Annotated in this window: 11 protein-coding genes and 1 tRNA gene; 4 read left to right on the forward strand and 8 right to left on the reverse strand. The window is 71.0% G+C overall.

The window, feature by feature from the left end; genetic code table 11:
- Positions 1–120 precede the first annotated feature (120 nt).
- Entirely contained in the window at positions 121–1440 is a 1320-nt protein-coding gene (locus tag ACFV4P_RS17825; RefSeq protein WP_380472110.1) for a LuxR C-terminal-related transcriptional regulator, read from the forward strand.
- A gap of 120 nt (positions 1441–1560) precedes the next feature.
- Here the strand turns inward: ACFV4P_RS17825 and ACFV4P_RS17830 are convergent.
- A tRNA-Leu gene (locus ACFV4P_RS17830) sits at positions 1561–1634 on the reverse strand.
- Positions 1635–1732: 98 nt separating this feature from the next.
- On the opposite strand from ACFV4P_RS17830, the gene ACFV4P_RS17835 reads away from it, so the two are divergent.
- Positions 1733–2386, forward strand: coding sequence for an ANTAR domain-containing response regulator (locus ACFV4P_RS17835; RefSeq protein ID WP_380472112.1), 654 nt, complete (start codon positions 1733–1735; stop codon positions 2384–2386).
- 61 nt (positions 2387–2447) lie between these two features.
- Here the strand turns inward: ACFV4P_RS17835 and ACFV4P_RS17840 are convergent, their stop codons facing one another.
- The 7 genes from ACFV4P_RS17840 to ACFV4P_RS17870 all read right to left on the reverse strand — a co-directional run bounded on the left by ACFV4P_RS17840 (position 2448) and on the right by ACFV4P_RS17870 (position 9725).
- Complete coding sequence (locus ACFV4P_RS17840; protein ID WP_380472114.1) at positions 2448–3164, reverse strand: ABC transporter ATP-binding protein; 717 nt, start codon at positions 3162–3164, stop codon at positions 2448–2450.
- The gene (locus ACFV4P_RS17845; protein WP_073813846.1) at positions 3161–3985 is read right to left on the reverse strand and encodes an ABC transporter ATP-binding protein; all 825 of its coding nucleotides are present in this window, start codon (positions 3983–3985) and stop codon (positions 3161–3163) included. Before ACFV4P_RS17845 ends, ACFV4P_RS17840 begins: the two co-directional genes overlap by 4 nt.
- A gap of 5 nt (positions 3986–3990) precedes the next feature.
- Positions 3991–5937, reverse strand: a complete 1947-nt coding sequence (locus tag ACFV4P_RS17850; RefSeq protein WP_380472116.1) for a branched-chain amino acid ABC transporter permease — start codon at positions 5935–5937, stop codon at positions 3991–3993.
- A gap of 5 nt (positions 5938–5942) precedes the next feature.
- Positions 5943–6872 carry a branched-chain amino acid ABC transporter permease gene (locus tag ACFV4P_RS17855; protein WP_380472118.1) on the reverse strand — a complete coding sequence of 310 codons (930 nt, stop codon included), beginning with the start codon at positions 6870–6872 and terminating at the stop codon, positions 5943–5945.
- 84 nt (positions 6873–6956) lie between these two features.
- The gene (locus ACFV4P_RS17860; RefSeq protein ID WP_380472120.1) at positions 6957–8186 is read right to left on the reverse strand and encodes a branched-chain amino acid ABC transporter substrate-binding protein; all 1230 of its coding nucleotides are present in this window, start codon (positions 8184–8186) and stop codon (positions 6957–6959) included.
- Positions 8187–8476: 290 nt separating this feature from the next.
- Positions 8477–9136 (reverse strand): hypothetical protein, encoded by a 660-nt coding sequence (locus ACFV4P_RS17865; RefSeq protein ID WP_380472122.1) that lies wholly within the window; start codon positions 9134–9136, stop codon positions 8477–8479.
- Positions 9137–9272: 136 nt separating this feature from the next.
- The gene (locus ACFV4P_RS17870; protein WP_073813597.1) at positions 9273–9725 is read right to left on the reverse strand and encodes a PaaI family thioesterase; all 453 of its coding nucleotides are present in this window, start codon (positions 9723–9725) and stop codon (positions 9273–9275) included.
- 202 nt (positions 9726–9927) lie between these two features.
- Between ACFV4P_RS17870 and polA the strand changes: the two genes are divergently transcribed.
- Positions 9928–12612 (forward strand): DNA polymerase I, encoded by a 2685-nt coding sequence (polA, locus tag ACFV4P_RS17875; protein WP_380472592.1) that lies wholly within the window; start codon positions 9928–9930, stop codon positions 12610–12612.
- Positions 12613–12693: 81 nt separating this feature from the next.
- Complete coding sequence (locus tag ACFV4P_RS17880) at positions 12694–13287, forward strand: GNAT family N-acetyltransferase (RefSeq protein WP_380472124.1); 594 nt, start codon at positions 12694–12696, stop codon at positions 13285–13287.
- Positions 13288–13303 lie beyond the last annotated feature (16 nt).

Consider the following 13303-nt stretch of genomic DNA (forward strand, 5'->3'; position numbering starts at 1 on the left):
TTCGTTCCGACGTGTTCCATCCTGCGCCCCGCGCGGCTGCCGTCCGGCCGGTCTTTCGGACAGTTCGACCTGGCCGAAAAGCCAGGGCCGTCGGGCGGCGCCCGAACTAGGCTGACGGGCATGGACGAGACCGCCCCCTGGGCCCGCCCGCAGGACGCACTGGCCCGTGTCGTCGAGGTGCTGCGCGAACCCCGCCCCGGCCTGCCGGCGCGGCTGTCCGAGGTGCTCGAACCGCTGGTCCCGCATGTCGCGGCCGCCCAGCTCAGCGGCGTCTGCGCGTACTCGCCGGCGCACACCGTCGGGCCGGCGGAGTTCGCCGACGCCTTCGGCAGTCTGGTGATCTCCCGGCTCGGCGAGCGCGCGCTGACCGCGGCCGGGCCCGGCCGACCGTGGCAAGGGATCGCCGAACTCGCCGGACAGGAGCGGCCGTTGGTGGTCGTCACCACCACGCCCGGGGCCGGGAAGGGCGCCGTCCTGGTGCTGGTCCGGTCGGACGCGGAACCGCTCGCGGCGGACGCGCTGGAGATCCTGCAACAGCTGTGGGACCTGGTGGTCGCCCACTCCGAACACCGCGCCACCGACGCCGCCCCCGCCCAGACCGCCGTCTCCCGGGTCTCCGCCAACGCCCGCGCCTGGGCCATCGCCAAATCCGCCGGCGCCCACAGCGCCGCGCTCACCGCCATCCTCGCCCCGCTGCGCTCCGCCGACCTGGACGACGCCACTGCCCGCCGCGCCGCCACCGAACTCGCCGTCACCGCCCTGCTCGACGTGCGCCGCTCCGCCGACCTGGACCGCACCCTCAGCGAGGAACCCGCCGACGCCGCGTTCGCCCGGCTGGTCCGCGAACTGCGCCCGCTGCTGCGCCACACCCGGATCCGCCTCGACGTCGCACCGCCCGCCGACGCGGCCCGCTCCGTCCCCGCCGACCTGGCGCACACCGCGCGGGACGCCGTCCGGGCCGCCGTGCTGGTGATGCTCGACCAGGAGAAGCCCGGGCGGCTGCACGTCGGTTGGCAGTTCCTGCCGGACGCCGTACTGCGCGCGGTGGTGCGCGGCGACGGCCTCGGCGTGCTGGCGGCCGACGCGCTGGGCGTGCACCGCACCGCGGAGCGGATCGCCGCGCTGGGCGGTCGCAGCACCGTCGAGGCCGTCCCCGGCTGGGGCGCCACCGTCACCGTGGACCTGCCGCTCGCCCTGCCCGAACCCGCCGCGGCCGGCGGCCCGCTGGACGGCCTTCAGGCCCGCGAACTGGAAGTCCTCGACGAGCTCGCCCGGGGCCGCCGCAACCGGGACATCGCCGCCGCGCTGCACATCAGCGAGTCCACGGTGAAGTTCCACGTCGCCAACATCCTGGCCAAGCTCGGCGTCGCCTCCCGGGGCGAGGCCGCCGCCGTCGCCCACCGGGCGGGGCTGCCCGGCGGACTGCACCTGGCGTCCTGAGCCGGCGGCCGTCGTCCCAATCGGTGAGACGGCCACTGCCGGAGACGGCGACGCCGCCGTGGTGATGGTCACCGCGGCGGCGCGCACCCAAGGTCAGTGACCTTGGAATTGAAGGAGAAGTGCCCCGAGTGGGATTCGAACCCACACCGGACGGTGTTTGAGACCGTTGCCTCTGCCGATTGGGCTATCGGGGCCCAGCGGTTCGAAGGTCAAACCCCCCACCGTGGTGAACCAAACATACCGTGTCTGGGTAGGCTCGTGCATGCAGCACCCCGCCGGACCGAGGAGCCCCGTGAGCACCGCCGACGAGCAGGCCCAGCCGCTTGACACCGACTCGCCCCAGATCACCCGAATCGTCATCGCCGAGGACGAGGCACTGATCCGCCTCGATCTCAAGGAGATGCTGGAGGAGGAGGGCTACACCGTCGTCGGTGAGGCCGGTGACGGCGAGACGGCGGTCCGGCTGGTCGAGGAGCTCAAGCCCGACCTGGCCATTCTGGACGTCAAGATGCCGGTGCTGGACGGCCTGTCCGCCGCCGAGCGGATCCACGAGCAGCACCTCGCCCCGGTGCTGATGCTCACCGCCTTCTCGCAGCGCGAGCTGGTCGACCGGGCCCGCGACGCCGGCGCGATGGCGTACATCGTCAAGCCGTTCAGCAAGAGCGACCTGGTGCCGGCGATCGAGATGGCGGTCTCCCGCTACACCGAGATGCGCACCCTGGAGCAGGAGATCGCGGACCTCGCGCAGCGCCTGGAGACCCGCAAGCTGGTCGACCGGGCGAAGAGCGTGCTGCAGACCAAGTTCGGGCTGAACGAGCCCGCCTCGTTCCGCTGGATCCAGAAGACCTCGATGGACCGCCGGATGACCATGGCCGCCGTCGCCGAGGCCGTGATCGAGGAGGGCGCCGCCCAGGACCGCAAGAAGGCGGAGACGGCGGAGAGTTGACCGCGCACACGAGTGCCCCCGTCGGATTCCCGGCGGGGGCACTCGCGGTGGTGACGTACCGTCAGTCCTCGCCCAGGTAGGCGCGGCGCACGGTGTCGTCGCGCAGCAGCTCCGCGCCGGTGCCGGAGAGGGTGATCTCGCCGGTGGTCATCACGTACGCGCGGTCCGACAGCGACAGCGCGGCCTGCGCGTTCTGCTCCACCAGCAGGATGGTGGTGCCCGAGGCACGCAGCTCGACGATGGTCGCCATGATCTTCTGCATCATCAGCGGCGACAGGCCCATCGACGGCTCGTCCAGCATCAGCAGCTTCGGACGGGACATCAGCGCCCGGCCCATCGCCAGCATCTGCTGCTCGCCGCCGGACAGCGTGCCCGCGGCCTGCTTGCGGCGCTCGGCGAGGATCGGGAACAGCGTGCAGGCCCGCTCCACGTCCTGGGCGATGCCCGCCTGGTCGCGTCGCAGGAACGCGCCCAGCAGCAGGTTCTCCTCGATGGTCATCCGGGGGAAGATGTGCCGGCCCTCGGGGGAGTGCGCCAGGCCCAGCGCGACGATCTTGTGCGCGGGCACCGTGTCGATCGCCGAGCCCTCGAAGAGGATCTTGCCCGCGGTCGGCCGGAGCAGCCCGGAGAGCGCGCGCAGGGTGGTGGTCTTGCCCGCGCCGTTGGTGCCGATCAGGGTGGTGACCTCGCCCTGTTCGACGGTGAAGCTGATGCCCTTGACGGCCTCGATCTTGCCGTAGGCGACGCGAAGGTCCTCGACCTCCAGCAGAGCGGTCACTGGTCGGCCTCCGTTGCGGTGGTGGTTCCTTCGAGCGGCTCGCCCAGGTACGCGGCGACGACCCGCTCGTCGTTCTGGACGGTCTCCCGGTCGCCCTCGACGATCTTCTGGCCCTGCACCAGCACGGCGGTGCGGTCGCACAGGTTGAAGATGAACTTCATGTCGTGCTCGATCACCAGCACCGCGATCCCGAGGTCCCGGATCGCGAACACCAGCTCCTCGGCGGCCCGGGTCTCCTGCGGGTTCATGCCCGCGGTCGGCTCGTCGAGCAGCAGCAGGCCGGGCTCGGAGGCCAGCGCCCGGGCGATCTCCAGCTTGCGCTGCTCGCCGTAGGGCAGGTTGCGGGCCAGGTGCTCGGACTTCGCGGCCAGGCCGCAGAACTCCAGCAGCTCCATGGCCCGTTCGCGGCTCTCCTGTTCGGCCCGCCGGTAGCCGGGGCCGCGCAGGATGGCCGAGAACAGGCCCTCCTTGGTGCGGGTGTGCCGGCCCACCAGGACGTTCTCCAGCACCGTCATGTTGGAGAACAGCCGGATGTTCTGGAAGGTCCGGGCGATGCCGGCCTCGGTGACCAGGTGCGGCTTGGGCGGCAGCACCCGGCCCTTGTACGTGACGGTGCCCTCGGTCGGGACGTACAGCCCGGTCAGGCAGTTGAAGAAGGTGGTCTTGCCGGCGCCGTTCGGGCCGATCAGACCGACGATCTCGCCCTGGCGGACGGTCAGGTCCACCTGGTTGACGGCGGTCAGGCCGCCGAAGCGCATGACCACGCCGGAGGCTTCCAGGACGGGTTCGGCGAGCGGTGCGGGCGCGGTGTCGGTGGTCATGGTGCTCACGCCCCTGCCTTCGTGAGTGCGTCGTCGACCGGGCCGCCCGGTGCGGGCACGTCGGCCTCGTGGAACTCCAGCTGCTGCCGCCGGTTGGGGATCAGACCCTCCGGGCGGAAGCGCATCAGCAGGATCAGCGCGATGCCGAACGCCAGCAGCTGGTAGGACTGCAGGAACTGGAGCTTCGCCGGGATCAGGAACAGCAGCGCCGCGCCGACCAGCGGGCCGGAGATGGTGCCCATGCCGCCGAGGATCACCGCGGCCAGCAGGAACGCCGAGTTCGGCGGCACCGGCCCGGCGAACTGGTACTGGTCGGGCGAGACCGCGCCCGACACGTGCGCCTGCACCGCACCGGCCAGACCGGCCAGCGTGGCGCCCAGGGCGAAGGCGATCAGCTTCACCCGGAAGCCGTTGATGCCCATCGCCTCGGCCGCCGTCTCGTCCTCGCGGATCGCCACCCAGGCGCGGCCGATCCGGGAGTTGGCGACCCGGCCGAACACCACCACGACGATCGCGGTGACCACCAGCATCAGCAGCAGGTAGTTGCCGAACTTGCCGAGCTGCACCGGGCCGAAGTCGTGCGGCTGGCCGAAGTCGAAGCCGAACAGGTTGACGTCCGGGATCGCCGCGATGCCGTTCGGGCCGTTGGTCAGGCTCGGGCCGGACTTGCCGTCCAGGTTGTTCATGCCGATCCGGAAGATCTCACCGAAGCCGAGCGTGACGATCGCCAGGTAGTCGCCGCGCAGCCGCAGCGTCGGGGCGCCGATCACCACGCCGAAGACCAGCGCGGCCAGCGCGCCGATCAGCGCCGCGACCGGGAACGGCACGTGCACGCCGCGGAACACCGAGTACGGCGAACCGGAGACCAGCGCCGCCGCGTACGCGCCGACGCCGAGGAAGGCCACGTAGCCGAGGTCGAGCAGGCCGGCCAGGCCGACCACCACGTTCAGGCCGAGCGCCACCGTCGCGAAGATCAGGATGTTCGCGCCGATCAGCACGTACGTCTCGCCGCTCTGGGTGAACGGGAACGCGCCCGCGGCGGCGAACGCCGCGCCGGTGGTCACCGCCCGGTGCCGGACGGTCAGTTCGCGCAGCCGGGCGATCACGCCGGAGGACAGCAGCGCCGCGGTGCCGAACACCACCAGCAGCAGGAAGCCGATGAACAGCTCGCCGTACTCGGTGGAGATGCCGAACTCGACCACGCCCAGGCCGACCGCGAACACCGCGGTGACCACCAGGATCTCCGCCCAGGACGGCAGGGCGCGGGCGGCGGGCAGCGGCCGCTCGATCCGGCCGATCCGCAGCCAGGCGTTCAGCAGCAGCCACAGCTTGAAGCCGACGATGCCGGCCGGCAGCGCGACGAAGAACCACAGGTTCTCGGTGACGATCGGCCGCACCCCGGTCGGGACGGCGTTCAGCGCCCAGCCCTCGCCGAGGCCGTACCGCAGCACGGCGGCGACCGCGGCGACCAGGTACCACCACCGGGCCACGGCGGGCTGCTGGACGGCGGTGCGGCGGTCCAGCGGCAGGCCGAGCGCGCCGACCACGGCGAGCAGCGAGCCGACCGCGGCGACCCAGCCGCCCGGGTCGAGGTTGACCAGGCCGTCGAGCTGGACGGTGATCGCGATCACCGAGTACCAGCAGACCGCGAGGGTGCCGAGGGCGGCGAACAGCACGCCGTTGTTGCTGCCGGACGGGCTCAGCCAGCGCAGGCCCGGCAGCGCGCGCGAGGCGAGCGCCAGCAGCACCGTCAGCAGGCCGCCGGCCAGTGCCAGCCACTGCAGGCCGGCCGGGGAGCCGTAGTAGGTGAGGTCGCCGGGGAACGCGTCGGTCCAGGTCCAGGACATCGCCGCGGACGCGGCGGCGAGCACCCCGCCGGCCACCGTCGCGGCGAGCGCCGCAGTGCCGGGAAGGCGCAGAACGGGCGTCGTCTCGTGGGAAGTTGTGGTCATGCTGCTCACGCCCGATCCGCGACGCGCTCGCCGAGCAGACCCTGTGGCCTGACCAGCAGCACGACGATCAGCAGGACGAACGCCCACACGTTGGCCCAGGCGCCGCCGCCGAGCTGGTGCATGCCGGGGACGTTCTGGATGTACGCGGTGGCCAGCGATTCGGCGATGCCGAGGACCAGCCCGCCGAGCATCGCGCCGTAGATGTTGCCGATGCCGCCCAGGACGGCGGCGGTGAAGGCCTTCAGGCCGGCGATGAAGCCCATCATGAAGTCGACCTGGCCGTACCGCAGTCCGTGCGCCACGGCCGCGATGGCGGCGAAGGCCGCGCCCAGCGCGAAGGCGATCACGATGATGCGGTCGGTGTTGATGCCCATCAGCTTCGCGGTGTCCGGGTCCTGCGCGGTCGCCTGCATGGCCCGGCCGGTGCGGGTGAAACGCACGAAGGAGGCCAGGATCAGCATGCACAGCGGAGCGGCGGCCAGCAGGAACAGGTCGTTGCGCTGGAGGTTGAACAGGCCGAGGTCGACGGTGTCGCCCTGGAACTGCGGGAAGGTGATGGCCTTCTTGGCGCCCGGGTAGAACGCCCAGACCACCTGCTGCAGGGCGATGGACAGGCCGATCGCGGTGATCAGCGGGGCCAGCCGGGGCGCGCCGCGCAGCGGCCGGTAGGCGAACCGCTCGGCGGCGGTGGCGGTGAGCACGGAGGCGATCACGCCGCCAATGATCATGACCGGCAGGGCCAGCCAGAGCGAAGTGCCGTGCGGCAGCGCCGCGAAGGCGGTCAGGGCCCCGAAGCCGCCGATCATGAAGATCTCGCCGTGGGCGAAGTTGATGAGTTGGACGATGCCGTAGACCATCGTGTACCCGATGGCGATCAGGCCGTACATCAGGCCGAGCATCAGCCCGTTGGCCAGATTTTGCGGCAGTTCGTGCACCGCGGGCCTCCGTGGTTAGGGGTATGAGGAGGCGGGGGGCACTTGTGGCGCCCCCCGCCGGACAGCGGCTGGTGCAGGGAGAGATCAGCCGGTGTAGGTGCCGGTCTTGATCGGCTTCCAGTCGGGGCCCTTGACGGTGTACACGGTGAGCTGCTTGTTGGTGGTGTCGCCGTACTGGTCGTAGGAGACCTGGCCGCCGACGCCGGTGAAGCTCACCTTGGCCATCTCGGCCAGCACCTTGGTGCGCAGGTCGTCGGGCACCTTGCCGCCGTTGTGCTCGACCGCGGCCTTGACGGCCTGGATGATCGACCAGGCGGCGTCGTACGAGTAGCCGCCGTACGCGGAGTAGCCGTCCTTGTAGCCGGCCGCGGTGTAGTCGGCGATGTAGGCCTTGGCGGAGTCCAGCTGCTCGACCGGGGCGCCGACCGAGGTGGCCAGGTCGCCCTCGCTGTTGTTGTTGGAGAGCTTGATGAACTCGGGGTCGACCAGGCCGTCGCCGCCCATCAGCGGGATCTTCGCCCCGGCCTTCTTGATCTGGTCGGAGAGCGGGCCGCCCTCCGGGTACTCGCCGCCGTAGTACACCGCCTCGGCGCCGGAGGAGGCGACCTTGGTGGCGACCGCGGAGAAGTCCTTGTCGTCGGGGCTGATGTGGTCGGTGCCGACCACGGTGCCGCCGAGCTTCTTGAACTCGTCCTGGAAGATGGCCGCCAGGCCCGCGCCGTAGGTCTTCTTGTCGTCGAGGACGAAGACCTTGGTCTTCTTGGCGTCGTTGAACATGTACTGGGCGGCGTACCGGCCCTGCACGATGTCGGTGGTGGCGGTGCGGAAGTACGTGGGGTACGGGCGGGTGTACTTGCCGCTGGTCCAGTCCGGGCCGAGCGAGAGGTCCGGGGTGGTGTTGGAGGGGGAGATCTGGGTCAGCTTGCCGTCGCTGAAGATCTTCTGCATGGTCAGCGAGACGCTGGAGTTCAGCGGGCCGACCACGCCGACGACGTCCTTCATGCCCACCAGGGCGGTGGCGTTCTGGCCGCCGGTGTTCGGGTTGCCCTGGTCGTCCTTGGACTCCAGCGCGAAGGTGACGCCGGGGACCAGGTTCTCCTTGTTGGCCTTCTTGACGGCCAGGTCGGTGGAGTTCTTGATGCCCAGGCCCAGCGCGGACAGCTTGCCGCTGAGCGGGGCGTCCACGCCGATGACCACCTTGGTGGTGCCGCCCGCGTTCTCGGAGCCGGACTTGGCGCCGCGCGAGCCACAGGCCGACAGGGTGAGCGCTCCGGTAACTGCAATGGTCACGACAAGCAGTGAGCTCTTTCGCACGACGAGTGGTCTCCTTCTGCAATGGAAGACACGCGCCCAGGGCTGGCGGTGCCGGAACGCGTCTACCGAGCCCGGTAATCGGACAGCCGGTGACTGGGCGTGACTCTAGACCGGGCGCGGCGGCTCGGGCAGAGGGGCGAGAGGGCTGTGATTCTCTTGTTATGACCACGCCGGAAGTTGATCTCAGAACGTGGTCGAGAAACCGCAGGTGGGGCTGGAGATTCCGGTCCCTGCCCGGCGGGGCGAATGGTTGACGTTCCCAACTCCCTGGTGGCGCGCGGAAACTCCGCTTATCGAACAGGTGTGTCCGCAATCGTCGGGCTGGTCGTCGGCGTCCGATTATCGGGTGCGTCGCAGGTGGCGTGCAGCGCCACGGACAGGTCGCGGGCGTACGCGTCGCCCAGGATCTGGCTGACCGTCTGCATCCCGCGATTGTTACGCAGCGTGACATCCAGCTCGGGCTGCGCGGCGTCCGCCGGGGCGGTCGGACAGTCCGTCACCCGCAGGCCGACCCGCAGCGAAATGGTCCGACCCGGCGGCACCGTCTGCGGCAGCCAGCCCGACACCACCACGGACAGGCCGCGGTAGCCCTGGCTCACGCCCAGCACGTCCACCGGCGCCGGCCCGGTGTTGTGCACCGTCAGCGACAGCGCGAGCGAGTCCTCCCAGGCCGGCAGCCGGCCCCCGTACTCGAAGCGGACGGACTGCGAGGGGAACGGAACGTTCGGCGGCGGGGCCGAACTCGCCGCGGGACCAGGCCTGTTGATCGCGTGACGCACGGTCAGCAGCAGGGCCAGCAGGATCAGAACGGCTGCCAGCAGGGCCCTCACGCGGCCGCTCAGCAGGCGTGGCGGTTGCTCGGTGTACAGCCTCAGCTGCGTCCAGGTGCCCTCGCCCGGCTCCACCGGGCCGAGGAACCCCCCTGGCTCGCCCGTCGGTTCTGCGGACATGGCGGCGCCCCCTCGTCCAGCCGAGAGTGCCCCTGTCGGGGAGCGGCCAAACCCAGGGGGCGCGTGGGGAGTTGAGACATTCGGGCCCCTCCGGGGGAGCCCGTTCGACGGCCCGCTCCGGGGCCCGTTCGGAGGTCTACAGGTCGCGCAGCATGCAGGTCAGCCGGCAGCTGGTGATCCGGCGTCCGGTGTCGTCCGTCACCGCGATCTCGTAGGTCGCCGCGGTACGGCCCTTGAACACCGCCGTCGCCACGCCCGTCACCAGGCCGGAGGTGGCCGAACGGTGGTGGGTGGCGTTCAGGTCCACGCCCACCGCGTACCGGCCCGGGCCCGCGTGCAGCATCGCGCCGATCGACCCCAGCGTCTCCGCCAGCGCCGCCGACGCCCCGCCGTGCAGCAGCCCGTACGGCTGCTGGTTGCCCTCCACCGGCATGGTGCCCACCACCCGGTCCGGGGAGGCCTCGACGATGGTGATGCCCAGCTTCTCGCCCAGGTGCCCGCCTGAGAAGGTCTCCGGGCTCACCCCCAGCTTCGCGAAGTGGTCCAGCACGTCCTGGGGCACGTTCAGTACGGGCGCCGCGTCGGTCATGGTGCTCCTGTTCGGGGTTCACTCCGTTGATGCGCGTCGATCGTACGACTGTCTACCCGTCGGTAGGCAGGTGCTCCGCGCCGCGCCGGGGGATGTCGGCCCCGGGCCATAGGATCGGGGACGGCAGTGCAATCCGGCAGGAACAGGACGTGACGTGGCGACACAGGGTGCGAGCAAGAGTGCGGCCGGCCGGCCCCGGCTGATGCTGCTGGACGGGCATTCGATGGCCTACCGGGCCTTCTTCGCCCTGCCGGTGGAGAACTTCTCCACCACCACCGGCCAGCACACCAACGCGGTGTACGGCTTCACCTCGATGCTGGTCAACACCGTCCGGGACGAAGCGCCCACCCACCTCGCAGTGGCCTTCGACCTGTCCCGACAGACCTTCCGCGCCGCCGAGTTCCCCGAGTACAAGGCCAACCGCGCCAAGACGCCCGACGAGTTCCGCAGCCAGATCCCGCTGATCGGCGAACTCCTCGACGCCATGCGGATCCCGCGGATCACCGCCGAGAACTTCGAGGCCGACGACATCATCGCCACCCTGGCCACCGCCGCCGCGGCCGAGGGCTTCGAGGTCCTCATCGTCACCGGCGACCGGGATTCGCTGCAACTGGTCAACGAGCACGTCACGGTGCTCTATCCGACCAAGGGCGTCTCGGAGATGAAGCGCTACACGCCCGACGCGGTCGCCGAGAAGTACGGCGTGCGCCCCGACCAGTACCCCGACCTCGCCGCGCTGCGCGGCGACCCGTCCGACAACCTGCCCGGCATCCCCGGCGTCGGCGAGAAGACCGCCGCGAAGTGGGTCAACCAGTTCGGCTCCTTCGAGGAGTTGGTCGAACGCGCGGACGAGGTCAAGGGCAAGATCGGCGAGAAGCTGCGCGAGCACCTCGACTCCGTCAAGCGCAACCGGGTCCTCACCGAGCTCGTGCGGGACGTCGAACTCCCGCTCACCGTCCCGCAGTTGGAGCGCACGCCGTTCGACCGGGAGGAAATCGCCCGGCTGATGGAGGCGTTGGAGTTCCGCAACCCCAACTTCCGCGACCGGGTGGCCGGCATCGACCCGGCCGACGCCGAGAGCGCCGCCGTCGAGATGCCCACCGGCCCCGCCGTCGAGGGCGACCTGCTCACCGTCCCCGGCGCGCTCACCGCCTGGCTTGAGGAGCACACCGGCAAGGGCGGACGCACCGCGCTCGCCGCCGACTACGCGTGGGCCCTCGGCAGCGGCCAGGTCAAGCAGGTCGCACTCGCCACCGGCACCGCCGCCGCCTGGTTCGACCCCGCCGCACTGGAGGAGGACGACGACCGGGCGTTCACCGCCTGGCTCGCCGACGCCGACCGCCCCAAGGCCCTGCACATCGCCAAGCAGGTCATGCGCGCTTTCGCCGAACAGGGCTGGCAGTTCGCCGGCGTCAGCGCCGACACCGCGCTCGCCGCCTACCTGGAGAAGCCCGGCCGCCGCACCTTCACCCTCGACGTCCTCGCCGAGGAGTACCTGGCCCGCTCGCTCGCCCCCGCCGCCGCGCAGGCCGAGACCGGCCAGCTCAGCTTCGACTCCGACGAGCCCGACCCGACGGCCGGCGCCCAGGCCCTGATGACCGAGGCCCGCGCCGTCCACGACCTCGCCGAACTCTTCGACACCCGGCTCGACGAGGTCGGCGCCGCCAAGCTGTTCCACGACATGGAACTGCCCATCGCCGAACTGCTCGCCCGGATGGAGCGCTACGGCATCGCCGCCGACCGCGCCTGGCTGCAGGGCCTGGAGGCGCAGTTCGCCGCCGAGATCCAGCGCTGCGTCGAAGAGGCGCACGCCGCCGCCGGCCGCGAGTTCAACCTCGGCTCGCCCAAGCAGCTCCAGGAGATCCTGTTCGGCGACCTCGGCCTGCCCAAGACCAAGAAGATCAAGACCGGGTACACCACCGACGCCGACGCCCTCACCTGGCTCGCCACCCGGACCGACAACGAACTGCCGGTCATCCTGCTCCGCCACCGCGACCAGGCCAAGCTGCGCACCACCGTCGAGGGCCTGCTCAAGACCGTCTCCCCGCAGGGCCGCATCCACACCACCTTCAACCAGATGGTGGCCGCCACCGGCCGGCTCTCCTCCCAGGACCCGAACCTGCAGAACATCCCGGTCCGCACCGAGGAGGGCCGCGCCATCCGCCGCGCCTTCGTGGTCGGCGAGGGCTACGAGTCGCTGCTCACCGCCGACTACTCGCAGATCGAACTGCGCATCATGGCGCACCTCTCCGAGGACGAAGCCCTGATCGAGGCCTTCGCCTCCGGCGAGGACCTGCACACCACCGTCGCCTCCCAGGTCTTCTCGGTCGCCCCCGACGCGGTCGACGCCGAGATGCGCCGCAAGATCAAGGCCATGTCGTACGGCCTCGCCTACGGCCTGTCCGCGTACGGCCTCTCCCAGCAGCTCGGCATCAAGCCCGCCGAGGCCCAGGGCCTGATGGACACCTACTTCGAGCGCTTCGGCGGCGTCCGCGACTACCTGCACAACGTGGTCGAGGAGGCCCGTGCGGTCGGCTACACCGAGACCCTGCTCGGCCGCCGCCGCTACCTGCCCGACCTCACCAGCGACAACCGTCAGCGCCGCGAGATGGCCGAACGGATGGCCCTCAACGCCCCCATCCAGGGCTCCGCCGCCGACATCGTCAAGATCGCCATGCTCCGGGTCGACGAGGCCCTGCGCGCCGCCGGCCTCACCTCCCGGATGCTCCTCCAGGTGCACGACGAAATCGTCCTCGAACTCGCCCCCGGCGAACGCGAGCAGGTCGAGACCCTGGTCCGCGAGCAGATGGCCGCCGCCTACCCGCTGCGCGCCCCGCTCGACGTCTCCGTCGGCGTCGGCGCGAACTGGGAGGCGGCCGCCCACTGAGCCGTCACCGGCCCGGGCGGCGGCCCCCGCGAGCGGCTAAATCGTTTGCAGGGGCCCGCCCGGGGCTCGGAGACTGGCCGAATGACTGATCAACTTCCCACTCCCACCGCCACGTTCGCTGACAAGCCGACACTGGAGGGGGAGCGGATCGTCCTCCGGCCGGTCAACGCCGAGGAGGACCTTCCCTGGCTGCGCGTCATGCTCGACGACCCGGACGTGCTGCGCTACACCTCGCCCGTGTACACGCCCGTCGCGCCCGAGTGGGACGAGGCGATGGAGAAGCGCATCGTCGAGTGGTACTCCACGCGCAACGAGCAGACCGACCGACTCGACCTGATCATCGTCGACAGGTCGACCGGCCGCGGCGTCGGCGAGGTCGTCCTCAACGAGTGGGACGAGGCCAACCGCTCCTGCAACCTGCGCATCTGCATCGGCCCCGACGGCCGCGACCGCGGCTTCGGCACCGAGGCCGTCCGGATGGCCACCGACCACGCCCTCCGCGCCATCGGCCTGAACCGGGTCTCGCTGGGCGTCTACGCCTTCAACGGGCGCGGCCAACGGGCCTACGAGAAGGCCGGGTTCAAGGTCGAGGGCGTCCGCCGACAGGTGCTGCGGTACGGCGACGAATGGATCGACGACATCGACATGGCCGCCCTCGCGGAGGACTGGCGGTAGGGCCTGTCCGGCCCCG

The organism is Kitasatospora sp. NPDC059795 (assembly GCF_042732175.1).
Taxonomy (GTDB): domain Bacteria; phylum Actinomycetota; class Actinomycetes; order Streptomycetales; family Streptomycetaceae; genus Kitasatospora.

What these genes read in the sequence shown, in the direction of transcription:
- ACFV4P_RS17825 (WP_380472110.1), top strand. Translation starts at nt 121, where the DNA reads ATGGACGAGACCGCCCCCTGGGCCCGCCCGCAGGACGCACTGGCCCGT.
- ACFV4P_RS17845 (WP_073813846.1), bottom strand. Translation starts at nt 3,985, where the DNA reads ATGACCACCGACACCGCGCCCGCACCGCTCGCCGAACCCGTCCTGGAA.
- ACFV4P_RS17850 (WP_380472116.1), bottom strand. Translation starts at nt 5,937, where the DNA reads ATGACCACAACTTCCCACGAGACGACGCCCGTTCTGCGCCTTCCCGGC.
- ACFV4P_RS17865 (WP_380472122.1), bottom strand. Translation starts at nt 9,136, where the DNA reads ATGTCCGCAGAACCGACGGGCGAGCCAGGGGGGTTCCTCGGCCCGGTG.
- ACFV4P_RS17870 (WP_073813597.1), bottom strand. Translation starts at nt 9,725, where the DNA reads ATGACCGACGCGGCGCCCGTACTGAACGTGCCCCAGGACGTGCTGGAC.
- polA (WP_380472592.1), top strand. Translation starts at nt 9,928, where the DNA reads ATGCTGCTGGACGGGCATTCGATGGCCTACCGGGCCTTCTTCGCCCTG.
- ACFV4P_RS17880 (WP_380472124.1), top strand. Translation starts at nt 12,694, where the DNA reads ATGACTGATCAACTTCCCACTCCCACCGCCACGTTCGCTGACAAGCCG.